At 71.8% G+C, this 14,715-nt stretch carries 12 protein-coding genes; 7 read left to right on the forward strand and 5 right to left on the reverse strand.

Translation table 11 applies throughout. The annotated features are described in order from the left end of the window. Positions 1 to 1,202, forward strand: a 1,202-nt coding sequence (locus FV227_RS24245; RefSeq protein ID WP_147860104.1) for a DUF4159 domain-containing protein, incomplete at its 5' end; no start/stop codon positions are given. 205 nt (positions 1,203 to 1,407) lie between these two features. Further along, positions 1,408 to 3,489, forward strand: a complete 2,082-nt coding sequence (locus FV227_RS24255; protein WP_147727830.1) for a hypothetical protein — start codon at positions 1,408 to 1,410, stop codon at positions 3,487 to 3,489. Between the two features lie 225 nt (positions 3,490 to 3,714). Here the strand turns inward: FV227_RS24255 and FV227_RS24265 are convergent, their stop codons facing one another. Continuing rightward, positions 3,715 to 4,599 carry an alpha/beta hydrolase gene (locus tag FV227_RS24265; RefSeq protein WP_147727831.1) on the reverse strand — a complete coding sequence of 295 codons (885 nt, stop codon included), beginning with the start codon at positions 4,597 to 4,599 and terminating at the stop codon, positions 3,715 to 3,717. 170 nt (positions 4,600 to 4,769) lie between these two features. Here FV227_RS24265 and FV227_RS24270 point away from each other — a divergent pair, with 170 nt between their 5' ends. From FV227_RS24270 to FV227_RS24280, 3 genes are all read left to right on the forward strand, one after another. Beyond that, on the forward strand, positions 4,770 to 6,671 hold the full coding sequence (locus FV227_RS24270) for an extracellular solute-binding protein (RefSeq protein WP_147727832.1): 1,902 nt from the start codon (positions 4,770 to 4,772) through the stop codon (positions 6,669 to 6,671). Further along, a complete protein-coding gene (locus FV227_RS24275; protein WP_147860105.1) occupies positions 6,668 to 8,524 on the forward strand; it encodes an extracellular solute-binding protein in 1,857 nt (618 codons plus the stop codon). The genes FV227_RS24270 and FV227_RS24275 overlap by 4 nt, the downstream gene beginning before the upstream one ends. 63 nt (positions 8,525 to 8,587) lie before the next feature. Beyond that, the gene (locus FV227_RS24280) at positions 8,588 to 9,691 is read left to right on the forward strand and encodes a microcin C ABC transporter permease YejB (protein ID WP_147860106.1); all 1,104 of its coding nucleotides are present in this window, start codon (positions 8,588 to 8,590) and stop codon (positions 9,689 to 9,691) included. A 10-nt stretch (positions 9,692 to 9,701) separates the two neighbouring features. Here the strand turns inward: FV227_RS24280 and FV227_RS24285 are convergent, their stop codons facing one another. Both FV227_RS24285 and FV227_RS24290 read right to left on the reverse strand, forming a co-directional pair. Continuing rightward, a complete protein-coding gene (locus tag FV227_RS24285) occupies positions 9,702 to 10,316 on the reverse strand; it encodes an NIPSNAP family protein (protein ID WP_147729762.1) in 615 nt (204 codons plus the stop codon). Positions 10,317 to 10,336: 20 nt separating this feature from the next. After that, positions 10,337 to 11,110 carry a helix-turn-helix transcriptional regulator gene (locus FV227_RS24290; RefSeq protein WP_147860107.1) on the reverse strand — a complete coding sequence of 258 codons (774 nt, stop codon included), beginning with the start codon at positions 11,108 to 11,110 and terminating at the stop codon, positions 10,337 to 10,339. A gap of 138 nt (positions 11,111 to 11,248) precedes the next feature. Between FV227_RS24290 and FV227_RS24295 the strand changes: the two genes are divergently transcribed. Continuing rightward, positions 11,249 to 12,445: an MFS transporter gene (locus tag FV227_RS24295; RefSeq protein WP_147844362.1), complete on the forward strand. Its 1,197-nt coding sequence runs from the start codon at positions 11,249 to 11,251 to the stop codon at positions 12,443 to 12,445. A 39-nt stretch (positions 12,446 to 12,484) separates the two neighbouring features. Further along, positions 12,485 to 12,991 carry an N-acetyltransferase gene (locus FV227_RS24300; RefSeq protein WP_147860108.1) on the forward strand — a complete coding sequence of 169 codons (507 nt, stop codon included), beginning with the start codon at positions 12,485 to 12,487 and terminating at the stop codon, positions 12,989 to 12,991. Positions 12,992 to 12,999: 8 nt separating this feature from the next. Here the strand turns inward: FV227_RS24300 and FV227_RS24305 are convergent, their stop codons facing one another. Further along, entirely contained in the window at positions 13,000 to 13,569 is a 570-nt protein-coding gene (locus tag FV227_RS24305) for a c-type cytochrome (RefSeq protein WP_147729890.1), read from the reverse strand. Next, on the reverse strand, positions 13,566 to 14,715 hold a 1,150-nt coding region (locus FV227_RS24310; RefSeq protein WP_246688379.1), incomplete at its 5' end, for a PQQ-dependent sugar dehydrogenase. The genes FV227_RS24310 and FV227_RS24305, both read right to left, overlap by 4 nt.

A 14,715-nucleotide genomic window follows, 5' to 3' on the forward strand; every position in this document is an offset into this window, starting at 1 on the left:
TCCTCGCCCCGCGGCTGGCGCTCGACGGCTTCGGCGCGCTCGGCACCCCGCCGGCCTCGGCCACCGCGGTGCCGGCCGACTACGCCGACCGCGCCTCGCCGGAGCACCCCCCGGGCTTCTACGGTCCCGCCGACGGCGGCACCGCGGTGAACGCCCTGCGGACCGAAGACCGCCTCAGGGCGCTCGACCTCGCGCCACTGAACGGAGCCCGCACCGGGACGCTCGCCGGTGCCGAGACCCTGGACCTGCGCCCGAGCCTGTTCACGCTGGCGCTGCTGCTTCTGGTGCTCGACACGCTGGCCGGGCTCTGGCTCGGCGGTTTCCTCAACCGCGGCTCAGACGGACTGGTCGGCCGCCTGCGCGGCCGCGCGGCGATGCTCGCGATGGCGGGCGTGCTCATGCTCGGCGGCCTCGGCGCGCCGCCGGCGCGGGCGGAGGAGCCGCCGGCGAACCGCCCGAACGGCATCGAGTCGGCACTGGTCACGCGGCTCGCCTACGTGGTCACAGGCGACGCGGCGGTCGACGAGGCGAGCCGAGCCGGTCTCACCGGCCTGACTCAGATGCTGGCCTCGCGGACCGCCCTGGAGCCGGGAGAGCCCGCCGGCCTCGACCCGGCCAAGGACGAGCTGGCGTTCTATCCGCTGATCTATTGGCCGATCGCGCCGGGCCGGCCCCAGCCCTCGGAAGCGACGATCCGGCGGATCGACGCGTTCATGCGCAACGGCGGCACCGTCCTGTTCGACACCCGCGACGCGCTGACGACGCGGGCCGGTGGGCCACCGACGCCGGAGGCCGCCTACCTGCGCAAGATGCTGGCGACGCTGGAGATCCCGGAGCTTGAGCCGGTGCCGTCCGACCACGTGCTGACGAAGGCGTTCTACCTCGTCGACAGCTTTCCCGGGCGCTATGCCACCGGCCAGACCTGGGTCGAGGCGCTGCCGCCGGCCGCCGAGGGCACCGAGCGCCGCCCGGCGCGGGCGGGGGACGGCGTCAGCCCGATCGTCATCACCGGCAACGACCTCGCCGCCGCCTGGGCGATCGACCGCCGCGGCGACCCGCTCTACCCGGTGGTCGGCGGCGACCAGCGCCAACGCGAGATGGCGTTCCGCGGCGGCGTCAACATCGTGATGTACACGCTGACCGGCAACTACAAGGCGGACCAGGTCCACGTGCCGGCCCTGCTGGAGCGGCTGGGACAGTGAGATCTCTTCGCGTTCAGGCCAGCTCTTCTCCCTCCCCCCTCGGCGGGGGAGGGTACCCTGCGGAGCAGGGGGGGAGAGGGGAGCGACGGTGCCGGATACGGCGCTTCCCTCTCCCAACCCTCGCTGATGCGAGGCCCACCCTCCCCCGCAGAGGGGGGAGGGAGCATGCGCGGCGCGCGCGCCCAGGACACAAGGCTCTCACCCCATGCTGAGCCTCAGCTTCACGCCGCTGCTGCCCTGGCCGGTGCTCGCGGTGCTCGCCGTCGTTGTGGTGCTGTTCGCGGTCCTCGCCTTGCTGGCGCGCGGCCGCACGGCGATCCTCCGGGCGCTGGCGCTCGGCCTGGTGCTCGCGGCCTTGGCCAACCCCGCGCTGGTGCGCGAGGATCGCGAGCCGGTGAAGGACATCGCCGCGGTGATCGTCGACCGGTCCGGGTCGCAGGCGCTCGGCGATCGGCCGGCGGTAACCGACCAGGTCCGGTCAGAGCTGCAGCGCCGCTTCGGCGCGCTGGCCAACATCGAGCCGCGCTTCATCGACGTGCCGGACGCCGCCGGCGACGATGGCACCAAGCTGTTCACCGCGCTCGGGCAGGCGCTCGCCGACGTGCCGCCGGAGCGGCTGGCCGGCGTCGTCATGCTCACCGACGGCGTGGTCCACGACATCCCGGCCTCGCTCGCCGCGCTCGGCATCAAGGCGCCGCTGCACGTGCTCGTCACCGGCCACCCGGACGAGCGCGACCGGCAGATCAAGCTGCTGGAGGCGCCGCGCTTCGGCATCGTCGGCAAGGACCTGACGATCCGGGCCGAGGTGATGGAGCGCGGCGGCACCGGCTCGGCCGTCGTCGCCCTGCGCCGCGACGGCGAGGAGATCGGGCGGCGCACCGTGCCGACGGACAAGCCCTTCGACCTCACGGTCAAGATCGAGCACGGCGGCCCGAACGTCGTCGAGATCGAGGTCGAGCCGTTGCCGGGCGAGCTGACCACGGTCAACAATCGCGCCGTGCTGCCGATCGAGGGGATCCGCGAGAAGCTGCGCGTGCTGCTGGTCTCCGGCGAGCCGCACCAGGGCGAGCGCACCTGGCGCAACCTGCTGAAGTCCGACGCCAACGTCGACCTGGTGCACTTCACCATCCTGCGCCCGCCGGAGAAGCAGGACGGCACGCCGATTTCCGAGCTTTCGCTGATCGCCTTCCCGACGCGCGAGCTGTTCGTTCAGAAGATCAAGGACTTCGACCTGATCATCTTCGATCGCTACGCCAACCAGAGCGTGCTGCCCTCGGCCTACTTCGACAACATCACCCGCTACGTCCGCGAGGGCGGCGCGCTGCTGATCGCGGCGGGCCCGGAATTCGCCGGCCCGGCGAGCCTCGCGCGCACCCGGCTCGCCGGCATCCTGCCGGGCGACCCGAACGGGCGGGTCGTCGAGCAGCCCTACAAGCCGACGGCGACGGCCACCGGCAACCGCCATCCGGTGACGCGGGCGCTGCCCGGGGGCGACGCCACGCCGCCGGCCTGGGGCGACTGGCTCCGCATCGTCGCGGCGCAGCCGCGGGCCGGCAACCAGCCGCTGCTGTCGGGCGCCGAGAACCTGCCGCTGCTCGCGCTCTCGCGTGAAGAGAAGGGCCGCGTCGCCTTGATGCTGTCCGATCACGCCTGGCTCTGGGCGCGCGGCTACCAGGATGGCGGCCCCTATCTCGACCTGCTGCGCCGCCTCGCGCACTGGCTGATGAAGGAGCCGGCGCTCGAGGAGGAAGCGCTGCGCGCGCAGATGACCGGGCGCGGCCGCGAGGTCCGCGTCGAGCGCCAGACCATGGCGGAGGCGACCGATCCGGTCACCGTCACGAGCCCGACCGGCAAGGTGAGCACCCTGACCCTGAAGCCCTCGGAGCCGGGACTGTTCGGCGCGACCTTCGAGGCGGCCGAGCTCGGCCTGCACACCCTGCGCTCGGGCACGCTGGCCGCCTTCGTCAGCGTCGGCCCGCCGAACCCGCGCGAGCTCGCCGACGTGTTCAGCGATACCGAGCGCCTGAAGCCGGTGGCCGACGCCTCCGGCGGCTCGATCCGGCGGGTGGCGGACGCGTCGGGGGCCGTCGCGGTGCCCCGCCTCCAGAGCGTGCGCGGCGGCCGCCTCTCCGGCGCCGACTGGATCGGCTTCCGCCCGAGCGACAGCGCGGTGATCCGCGGCGTCGAGGTGTATCCCCTGGCGCTCGGGCTGGCAGCCCTGGCGTTGCTGGCCGCGGCCGTGCTGGCGATGTGGCTGGTGGAAGGCCGGCGCGGGCGGGCGGCGTAGGCGACGAGTTCTCGCGTCGATATCGAAGCATCAGCGCGTTTCCCTCCCCCTCTGCGGGGGAGGGTGAGCCTCGCGTCAGCGAGGGTCGGGTGAGGGGAGCGCCATATCCGGACAACGCGCTCCCCTCTCCCGACCCGCTTCGCGGGCCACCCTCCCCCGCAGAGGGGGGAGGGAAGAGGCGGTGGCTTCACTCCTGCTCGCGCCGAAGATCACCTCAGCAGCCGCTCAGCCGCGCAGATCCGAAAAGAACCGCGCGATCTCGGCCGCTGCCGCGTCGGGCTTCTCCCGATGCGGAAAGTGCGCCGCGCCGGGGAACGGCGCGAGGTCGAGGTCGGTGAAGTAGTCCGACAGGCGGTCGGTCCAGGCGTAGGGGAAGAGCGGCGAGGAATCGCCCCAGCGGATGCAGGTCGGGACCGCGATGGGCTTCGGCGCGGGCGCCTCGCCGCGGATCATCGCGAGCCGCCCTTCGTTCTGGCTGAGATACCAGTCGAACCCGCCCTGCAGGTTGCCGGGCGCGAGGAAGTTGTCGACGAAGGCGTCGAGCACGTCGTCGAAGGCGTGCGGGTTCGGGCCGGACCAGTGCCGCAGGATGCCGCCGATATAGGTCCGGCAGGCCTCCCGCGACGAGCCGACGAGATCGGCCGCGTAGGGCATCAGGTGGAAGGACTGGTACCAGATCTCGCGCAGCTTCTCGGGCGCGCCGAGGCGCGGGCCGATGCCGCCGTAGGGGCAGTCGAAGAAGAACAGCTTCCGCAGCCGCTCCGGCGCCATGTGCCCGAGCCCCTGCGCGACGTAGGCGCCGACGTCGTGCGAGACCACGCCGACGCGGGCGACGCCGAGCGCGTCTAGGAGGGCGAGGATGTCCTGCGCGTGGACCTTGACGCCGACCCCGTCGTTCGGCGCCGCATCGGGCTTCCCGGTCGCGCCGAAGCCGCGCAGGTCCGGCGCGATGCAGGTGAAGCGGTCCGACAGCCGCGCCATCACCGGCTCCCAGGTCAGCCAGAATTCCGGCCAGCCGTGAAGCAGCAGCAGCGGCGGGCCGCTGCCGAGCCTGGCGACGTGCATGTCGAGGCCGTTCAGCGGGATGGTGTCGTGGCGGATGCTCGGCATCGGTGTTCCTGTCCTGATCGGCTCCAACGCGCCGGAGGCCGTCGGGTTGTCGCCGGGCCGGCAGGGCGTGCGCGGACGCGCCGGGTTGGCGTGGCGGTGCGGTCCGTCCTAAGCAGGCGGGAACGGCCCGCCGAACGGCCGATGACCGACGAACCGGAGACTGCCCCCTCGTGACAGCGCATCCCGTGATCGGACGATTGTTCGCAGGCACCTTGGCCGCCGCCCTGGCGTTCGCCTGCCTCGCAGGACCCGCGGGCGCGCAATCCGAGCCGGCGCCGCCGGCGGCGGGTGCCGGCTGGGTGCACGCGGTGACGCTGATGGGCCAGCCGAAATACGGCCCGGACTTCAAGCATTTCGACTACGCCGACCCGGCAGCCCCCAAGGGTGGTCTCGTGCGCCTCGGGGCGCAGGGCGGGTTCGACAACTTCAACCTCGTGGTCTCGGGCCTGAAGGGCGACCTGGAGGGCGGGATCGCGCTGCTCTACGACACGCTCACCACCGAGTCGCTGGACGAGCCCTTCACCTCCTACGGGCTGCTCGCCGAGGCGCTGCGCGTCGCGCCCGACCTCGGCTCGGTGACCTACCGCCTGCGCGAGGCCGCGAAGTGGCACGACGGCGTCGCGATCACCCCCGAGGACGTGGTCTGGTCGTTCGAGACCTTCAAGGCGAGCAGCCCGTTCTACGCCGCCTACTACCAGACCGTGGCCAAGGCCGAGGCCACGGGCCCGCGCGAGGTGACCTTCACCTTCTCCGAGACCGGCAACCGCGAGCTGCCGCAGGTGATCGGGCAGCTGCGCGTGCTGCCCAAGCACTGGTGGACGGGCAAGGATGCGCAGGGGCGCCCGCGCAACGTCACGGAGACGACGCTGGAGCCGCCGCTCGGCTCCGGCCCGTACAAGCTGGAAAAATTCGATCCCGGCCGCTCGGCGACCTACGTCCGCGTCGCCGACTACTGGGGCAAGGACCTGCCCGTGAATGCGGGGCGCAACAACTTCGGTACCCAGCGCTACGAGTACTTTCGCGACGGGACGGTGCTCGTGGAGGCGCTGAAGGGCGACCTCTACGATTTCCGCGTCGAGAACATCGCCCGCAACTGGGCCACCGCCTACGACGACGTCCCCGCGGTGAAGGACGGGCGCCTGATCAAGGAGGCCTTCCCCGATCGCGGCAACGGCAACATGCAGGCGTTCATCTTCAACACGCGCAGGGACAAGTTCAAGGACCCGCGGGTGCGGCGCGCCTTCAACCTCGCGATGAACTTCGAGGAGATGAACCGGGCCCTGTTCTACGGCCTCTACAAGCGCATCGACTCGTACTTCTACGGCTCCGAGCTCGCCGCCTCCGGCCTTCCCGAGGGCGAGGAGAAGGCGCTGCTGGAGACGGTGAAGGACAAGGTGCCGCCCTCCGTCTTCACCGCGCCCTACAAGAACCCCGTGAGCGACACGCCCGAAGCCGTGCGCACGAACCTGCGCGAGGCGGTGCGCCTGCTGCGCGAGGCCGGCTACGAGCAGCGCGACGGCCGGATGGTGAACAAGGCCACGGGCGAGCCGCTCACCGTCGAGTTCCTCGAGTTCCAGAACACCTTCGAGCGGGTGATCCTGCCGTTCTCGGCGCAGCTGAAGCTCATCGGCATCGGCACCACCCTGCGGGTGATCGACCAGGCGCAGTACCAGAACCGGATGCGCAACTTCGAGTTCGACGTCACCACCGGCTCCTGGCCGGAGTCGCTTTCCCCCGGCAACGAGCAGCGCGAGTTCTGGGGCTCGGCCTCCGCCGACAAGCCGGGCTCGCGCAACCTCATCGGCATCAAGGATCCCGCGATCGACGCGCTGATCGAGACGGTGATCTTCGCCAAGGACCGACCGGGCGTCCTGACGGCGACCCACGCCCTCGACCGGGTGCTGCTCGCCCACGAGTTCGTCGTGCCGCAATGGGCCTCGAACGTCTCGCGGACGGTGCGCTGGAACCGCTTCGCGCACCCCGCCGTGCTGCCGCTCTACGGCTCGTCCGGCTTCCCGACGACCTGGTGGTACGACGCGGCGGCGGCCGCCAAGACCGGGGCGCCGCGTTGAGCGGCGTCTCCCGCCGCACCCTGGTCCTCGGCGCGGGCGCGCTGACGGCCGGCGTGGCCCTTCCCCGCGCGGCGGCCGCGGAAAGCCAAGCTTCGCACGGCCTGTCGAGCTTCGGCGAGCTGAAATACCCCAAGGACTTCCAGCGCTTCGACTACGTGAACCCGATGGCGCCCAAGGGCGGCCGCTTCTCGTCGCAGCTGAGCCAGACCTTCGGAAACCAGGCGCCCGACACCTTCAACACCCTGAACGCCTACGTGCTGCAGGGGGAGGGGGCCGCCGGCATGAACCTCACCTTCGACAGCCTGATGGTGCGGGCGCTGGACGAGCCGGACGCGCTCTACGGCCTCGTGGCGCGCGCGGTGACGGTGTCCGAGGACGGGCTGGCCTACACCTTCGCCCTGCGCCCGCAGGCGCGGTTCCACGACGGCTCCAAGCTGACCGCGAAGGACGTCGCCTTCAGCCTCACGCTGCTGCGCGAGAAGGGCCACCCGGAAATCTCGGAGGTGATCCGGGACATGACGGATACGCGGGCGCTCGACGACGAGACCGTCGTCGTCCGCTTCGCCCCCGGCCGCGCCCGCGACCTACCGCTCGCCGTGGCGCAGCTGCCGATCTTCTCGGCGGCCTACTACGCCAAGCGCGACTTCGCGGCCTCCAGCCTCGAGCCGCCGCTCGGCTCGGGGCCGTACCAGGTCGGCCGCGTCGATGTCGGCCGCGCGATCGAGTTCGAGCGGGTGCGCGACTACTGGGCCTCGGACCTTCCGGTGATGGTCGGGCAGAACAACTTCGATGCGATCCGGTACGAGTATTTCCGCGATCGCAACGTCGCCTTCGAGGCGTTCAAGGGCGGCGCCTTCACCTTCCGCGAGGAGTTCACCGCGCGGGTCTGGGCCACCGGCTACGACTTCCCGGCGGCGACAGAGGGCCGCGTAGTGCGCACCACCGTGCCGGATGCCCGTCCCTCCGGCACGCAGGGCTGGTGGATCAACACCCGCCGGCCCCAGTTCCGCGATCCGCGGGTGCGCGAGGCGATCGGCCTGTGTTTCGACTTCGAGTGGACGAACAAGAACATCATGTTCGGCGCCTACACGCGCACGGACTCGTTCTTCGAGAACTCCGTCCTGAAGGCGACCGGCACGCCGTCCCCGGACGAGCTGGCGCTGCTCGAGCCCCTGCGCAAGGACCTGCCGGCGGAGGTGTTCGGCGAGCCGTGGACGCCGCCGGTCTCGGACGGGTCGGGGCAGGACCGCACGCTGCTGCGGCGGGCCGACGCGCTGCTGCGCGAGGCCGGCTGCACCCGCGACGGCGGCCTGCTCACGCTGCCCGGCGGCAAGCCGTTCGAGATCGAGTTCCTCGATTCGAGCCCGGCGCTGGAGCCGCATACCCATCCCTTGATCCGCAACCTCGGCCTGCTCGGGATCAAGGCGACGATCCGCACGGTCGACGCCTCGCAATACCAGTCGCGTCTCAAGGACTTCGACTTAGACATGACCTCGCGGCGCTACGCCAGCGGCGTCACGCCCGGGGCGGAGCTGCGCGAGACCTACGGCTCGCGCTCGGCCGCCACGGCGGGCTCCAACAACCTGTCGGGCATCGCGAACCCGGCGATCGACGCGCTGCTCACCGCCATCGCCGACGCGAAATCCCGCGACGCCCTGAACGCCGCGTGCCGGGCGCTGGACCGGGTGCTGCGCGCCGGGCGCTACTGGGTGCCGATGTGGTATGCCGGCACGCACAAGCTCGCGCTCTGGGACGTCTACGGCCATCCGGCGGAGGGCCCGAAATACGATCTCGGCGCCCCGGCCGTGTGGTGGTTCGACGCCGACAAGGCCAAGCGGATCGGCCGGAACTGACGCGCGGCGCCGGACCGCCGAGCCCCGGCCCTCGGGGCGTCGGCGACACAGGAGACACCTTCGTTGCTCGGCTACATCCTGCGCCGCATCGGCCTGATGATCCCGACCCTGTTCGGGATCATGCTGATCACCTTCACCATCGTGCAGTTTGCCCCGGGCGGGCCGGTGGAGCGGGTGCTCGCGCAGATGCAGGGGCAGGGCGACGGCACGCTCTCGCGCGTCACCGGCGGCACCGGCGACCTCGGCGGCGCGAGCCGGCCGGCCTCGGGCGGCGAGGCGAGCTCGCGCTACCGCGGGGCGCAGGGGCTGAGCCCCGACTTCATCGCAAAGCTCGAGAAGCAGTTCGGCTTCGACAAGCCGGCGCCCGAGCGCTTCGCCAAGATGCTGTGGGACTACGTCCGCTTCGATTTCGGCCGCAGCTACTTTCGCGACGTCACCGTCATCGAGCTGATCAAGGAGCGGCTGCCGGTCTCGATCTCGCTCGGCCTGTGGATGACGCTCCTGTCCTACGCGATCTCGATCCCGCTCGGCATCCGCAAGGCGGTCTCCGACGGGGCCCGCTTCGACCGCTGGTCCTCGTTCGTCGTCATCGTCGGCTACTCCGTGCCGGGCTTCATGTTCGGGCTGATGCTGATCATCCTGTTTTCCGGCGGCTCGTTCTTCCAGTGGTTCCCCCTGCGCGGGCTGACCAGCGAGGGCTGGGAGACGTTCTCGACCTGGCAGAAGATCGGCGACTACGCCTGGCACATGGTGCTGCCGCTGACCGCCCTGGTGATCGGCGCCTTCGCGACCTCGACGCTGCTGACCAAGAACTCGTTCCTCGACGAGATCCGCAAGCAGTACGTGCTCACCGCCCGGATGAAGGGGCTGTCGGAGCGACGGGTGCTCTACGGCCACGTCTTCCGCAACGCGATGCTGATCGTCATCGCGGGCTTTCCCGGAGCCTTCATCTCGGCCTTCTTCACCGGCTCGCTGCTGATCGAGACGATCTTCTCGCTCGACGGCCTCGGCGAGCTCTCGTTCCGGGCGATCGTCGGGCGCGATTATCCGGTGGTGTTCGCCACCCTGTACATCTTCTCGCTGCTCGGGCTGGCGGTGAACCTGCTCTCCGACCTGATCTACGTCTGGATCGACCCGCGCATCGACTTTTCCGCCCGCGCCACCTGAGCGGCAACGATCAGGTCAGCGGCGACCAGGCCTCGGGGAGGCCGATACTGGAGACGGCCTCGGCGATGTGGTCGGGGCCGCCCTTCGGCGGCCAGTGCCCCGAGCCCTGCACCGCGCGGCGCAGGGACGCCCGCTCCCCAAGGCTCGGGAAGCCCCAGATGTGGGTGATCCGCGGCGCGCCGTCGAGCGCGTACAGGTTGGTCACGAGGTGGTCGGTGTAGGGCTTGGCCGGCGGCACGGCCGCCTCCCAGGCGTCGAGCGTCGGCGGCAGGCCACCAGGCTTCAGGCGGTAGGTGCGGAACTCGTAGACGCCGCCGCGGGCGCCGGTGCGCACCGGCGGCAGGAACGGAAAGGCGGCGTAGCTGTCCATCTCCAGGGCGGTCGCGACGCCGCCGGCGTTTAACGGGCTCGCGCACATGAGGGCGCGACGGCGCTCGGCGCTCATGGCCTCCGGCGCCTCGAAGCCGCGCAGGACCAGGAGCCGGCCGAGCATCCCGATCTCGGTGCGCCAGCTCCCGAGCACGCTGCCGCCGGCCTCGGGCGCGCCGACCCAGGCCGCCGCCCCCTCGGAGGCGCGATCGAGCGCGTTCAGGGGGCATGAGAGCGCGGCGAGTTCGTAGAGCATGCCCATCGGCCTCCGGCTGATCAACCGGGGATATGGGGCCGCGCGCCGTGCGGGCCCAGCACCCGCCCGACCGTCGCGCGCAGCGCGTGGCGGCTGCGATACCCCACCGCCGCCGCGACGTGCCCGGCCGGGCGGCCGTCGGCGGCGAGGGCCAGCGCGCGGATCACCCGCGCCCGCGCGCGCCAATCGCCGAAGCTGAGACCGGTCTCCTGGCGGAACCCGCGGGTCAGCGTACGCCGGCTCGCGCCCGCGCGCGTCGCCCAGGCATCGAGGTCGTCGGCCGAGCCCGGATCCTCGATCAGCCCGAGGCAGACCCGGCGCAGGCGCGCGTCGCGCGGCAGCGGAAGCGCCAGCGGCGTCTCCGGGGCCCGGCCGATCTCGTCGAGCACCAGGGCGGCGAGATGCCCGCCGCGGCCGGCCTCGTCGTAGAGCACCGGCTCCTCGGCGAGCGCCGCCAGCGCCGCGACGAGGAGCGGCGACACCGCGATCACCCGGCAGCGATCCGGGACGGCGAAGGCGCGCGGATCGAGATAGGCCGAGCACATCGCCACCGCCCCGTGCATCGCGACCGCATGCGGCAGCCGCGGCGGGATCAGCAGCGCGTGCCCCTCGGGCACGACCCAGGTGCCGTCGTCGGCCGAGGCCATCATCAACCCGGCGGTGGCGTAGAGCAGCTGTGCGCGCGGGTGGAAGTGCCGGTCGGTCCGGCTCGCGGCGGCGAAGGCCTTGGGCATCACCGCGACCGACCGGGGCACGTCCTGGTAGTCGGCGGCATCGGTCGAGCGCGGCGGCATGGCCCATCCTCGCAAAGGGTCGCTTTCCGTCCGCGCATGCACGGGCGCGTCGAAGAATGGCCCGGGAGCGTACATTTGCGGCCCGACACCGTCCATCGGGTCAGGGTATGAGGCGGCGGTCCCGAAGGATACGCCGCGATGAGCCCGGACGATCTCTCCAGCCGCACCCTGCGCTTCGTCAACGTGGCGCACGCCCTCGACCACTTCGTGCTGCTGATCTACCCGACCGCGGTGATCGCCATCGCGAGCCAGACCGGCCTCGGCTACGGCGAGCTGATCGGGCTCGCGACCGGCGCCTTCGTCGCCTTCGGGCTGTGCTCGCTGCCGATGGGCTCGCTCGCCGACCGTTTCGGGCGGCGCAACATGCTCGCGGTGTTCTTCTTCGGCTACGGGCTGTCCTGCCTCGGGGTCGCCAGCGCCGCGACGCCGACCGCGTTCGCGATCTGGCTGTGCGTGCTCGGCCTCGCCTCGGCGATCTACCACCCGGTCGGCTCGACCATGCTGGTCACCCACGCGCGGCGCCTCGGGCACGACCTCGGCATCAACGGGGTCTGGGGCAATTTCGGCGCCGCCAGCGCCTCGGGCGCGACGGCGCTGCTCGCCACGACGCTCGGCTGGCAGGCCGCCTTCGTGGTGCCCGGCCTCGTGTGCCTCGCCTGCGGCACCGCCTTCGTCGCGATGGTGCCGGGGGACGGGGACGGCGAGGCGCGCAAGGCCGGCGGGGCGGCAATTATCCCGGTGACGCGGCCGATGGCGCTTCTGGCGATGTTCGGCGTGGCGATCTTCGCCGGCGGCATCACCTTCAACGTCACCACGATCTCGCTGCCGAAGGTGATCGACGAGGGCGTCGGGCAGGCCCTGTCGCTGACCCTGATCGGCTCGATCGCCACCGCGGTCTTCGTCTTCGGCGCGCTGACCCAGCTGCTGATGGGCCGCCTCGTCGACCGCTTCGGCCTGCCGAGCCTGTTCCTCGGCCTGTCGGTGCTGCAGCCGCTCGGCCTCGGTCTCGCGGCGGCGTCCTCCGGCCCCCTGTTGCTGCTCGGGCTGGTGCTGGCGATCGCCGCGATCTACGGGCAGGTCGTCATCAACGACGCGATGATCGCGCGCTACGTCCCGGCGCACCAGCGCGCGAAGGCCTACAGCCTGCGCTACTTCGTGGGCTTCACCGCGAGCGGCTTCGTGGTGCCCCTGATCGCCCTGCTGCACGACCGTGGCGGCTTCGGCCTCGTGCTCGGGACGGCGGCGGCCTTCGGCGGCCTGATCTGGGTCGCCGCGTTCGGGTTCTACCGGCTGGTGCGGAGCGACGCGCAGCCCGTTCTCGCCGCCGCCGCGTAGCGGCTGCGGGCGCCGTCGAAACCTGTTACGCCGAACCTCGTGCCAGCCCTCTCCCTCGTCATCCGCCCCGAGAACCCCGACGATGGCGACGCCATCGAGCGTCTGCACGCCCGCGCCTTCGGGCCCGGGCGCTACGCGCGCACCGCGTTCCGGCTGCGCGAGGGCTCGGCGCACCGGGCCGACCTCAGCGTCACGGCCTCGGTCGGCAGCTTCCTCGTCGGCTCGGTGCGGATGGCGCCGGTGACGGCCGGCGGCGCCGGCTTCCTCGCGCTGGGGCCGCTCGCCGTCGATCCGAGCTTCTCCGGGCGCGGCGTCGGCACGGCGCTGATGCGGGCGAGCCTCGCCGCGGCGACGGCGGCCGGCGAGGGCCTGGTGATCCTGGTCGGCGACGCGCCGTTCTATGCCCGGTTCGGGTTCTCGCCGGTGCTGGCCGAGCATCTGGTCCTGCCCGGCCCGGTCGACCCGGCCCGCTTCCTCGCCCTCGAGCTGAAGCCGGGCTTCCTCGCCACGGCCCGCGGGGCGGTCGCGGCGATCCGCACCGGCTGAAGCCTCGCTCAGAGCCGCGCGATGTAGGCGGCGAGGTCGGCGATCTCGTCGTCCTTCAGCGTCTGCGCGACCTCGTTCATCGCCGGGTCGTAGCCGGGCCGGGCGTTCGAGCGATACGCCGTGAGCGCCGCCTTGAGGTAGTCCTCGCGCTGGCCGCGGATGCGCGCGAGCGCGTCGCGCCCGGTCAGCTCGGCCCCGTGGCAGGACTTGCACTGGTGCTTGGACACCAGCGCCTGCGCCCGCGCGAGGAGTGCTGGATCGGGCGGGCCGCCGGCAGGGACCGGTGCGGGCAGGGCGCCCACCGCGTCGGCGAAGCCGCGCAGGTCGTCGTCGGACAAAGCCGACGCCATGTCGTTCATCGGCGGCGCCTCGCGCTGCCGCTCCCGGAACTGGAACAGCTGCGTGACGACGTAGTCGGGCATCTGCCCGCCGAGCGAGGGCACGCCCTCGGTCCCGGAGGTGCCGCGCTCGCCGTGGCAGGCGAGGCAGGGCACCAGCCGCTCCCCCAGCGGGGCGGACGTCGCCGTCCCGAGGAGGAGCGTCGCGAGGAGGAGGGCCGGGGCGATCGCGCGGCTCATTGCGCGGCGCTGATCCGGTAGATCGCGCCGTTGTAGTCGTCCGAGACCAGGAGTGCCCCGTCGTCGGCCACCAGCACGTCGACGGGGCGGCCGACATACTTGTTGTCCTGCAGGAAGCCGGAGAGGAACGGCTCCACCGAGGCGACCTTGCCGTCGGAACCGAGGCGGGCCACCACCACGTCGCCGCCGAGCTTGCGCGTTCGGTTCCACGAGCCGTGCCGGGCGATGAACATCGCGTTCCTGTAGTCCGCCGGGAACATGGCGCCGGTGTAGAAGCGCAGGCCGAGCGAGGCGGTGTGGGGGCCCAGCAGCGCCGCCGGCGCCGTGAACTCGGCGCAGGAATGGCCCCAGCCGTATTCCGGATCGGTGAAGGTGCCCTGGTGGCAGTACGGGAAGCCGAAATGCTGCTTGCCCGGCTCGGTCAGCACGTTGAGCTCGTCGTTCGGGATGTCCTCCGACACCCAGTCGCGGCCGTTGTCGGTGAACCACAGCTGCTTCGTGATCGGGTTCCAGTCGAAGCCGACGGTGTTGCGCACCCCGCGGGCGATCACCTCGACGTTCTTGCCGTCGAGGTCCATCCGCCGGATCTGGGCGTGGGTGTCGGGCGGCATCGTGATGTTGCCGGGCGATCCGACCGGGACGTAGAGCTTGTCATCGGGGCCGATGGCGATGAACTTCCAGCCGTGCGCCTCGTCCTTGGGTAGGTCGTCGTAGACCAGCACCGGCTTCGGCACCTCGTCGAGATGCGCCTCGATGCCGTCGTAGCGCCAGATCTTCGAGAGCTCGGCCACGAACAGAGATCCGTCGTGGAACGCGAGCCCGTTCGGCCGGTGCAGGCCGGTGGCGATGGTCTTGACCTCGCGCTTGCCGTCAGGCCCGACCTTCGCCGGGATCGCGTAGACCTTGCCGACCGCGCGGGTGCCGACGAACAGAGTCCCGTCCGGGCTCTGGCGCATCGAGCGGGCGTTGGCGAGCCCGCTGGCATAGACCTCGATCTTGAAGCCGTCGGGCACCGTCAGCTTGTCGAGCGGGAGCTTCGCCAGCGGCGTCGCGAGCGGCGGCCCGGAGATCGGTGCGAGCTTGGCGGCGTCCCCGCCCTCGGGGCGCCCGTAGAGGGCGGAGCCCTTGTCGACGGCAGGGGCCGCG

Origin of the sequence: Methylobacterium sp. WL119 (assembly GCF_008039875.1) — a bacterium.
Classification (GTDB): domain Bacteria; phylum Pseudomonadota; class Alphaproteobacteria; order Rhizobiales; family Beijerinckiaceae; genus Methylobacterium.

What these genes read in the sequence shown, in the direction of transcription:
- FV227_RS24255 (WP_147727830.1), top strand. Translation starts at nt 1,408, where the DNA reads ATGCTGAGCCTCAGCTTCACGCCGCTGCTGCCCTGGCCGGTGCTCGCG.
- FV227_RS24265 (WP_147727831.1), bottom strand. Translation starts at nt 4,599, where the DNA reads ATGCCGAGCATCCGCCACGACACCATCCCGCTGAACGGCCTCGACATG.
- FV227_RS24285 (WP_147729762.1), bottom strand. Translation starts at nt 10,316, where the DNA reads ATGCTCTACGAACTCGCCGCGCTCTCATGCCCCCTGAACGCGCTCGAT.
- FV227_RS24290 (WP_147860107.1), bottom strand. Translation starts at nt 11,110, where the DNA reads ATGCCGCCGCGCTCGACCGATGCCGCCGACTACCAGGACGTGCCCCGG.
- FV227_RS24295 (WP_147844362.1), top strand. Translation starts at nt 11,249, where the DNA reads ATGAGCCCGGACGATCTCTCCAGCCGCACCCTGCGCTTCGTCAACGTG.
- FV227_RS24305 (WP_147729890.1), bottom strand. Translation starts at nt 13,569, where the DNA reads ATGAGCCGCGCGATCGCCCCGGCCCTCCTCCTCGCGACGCTCCTCCTC.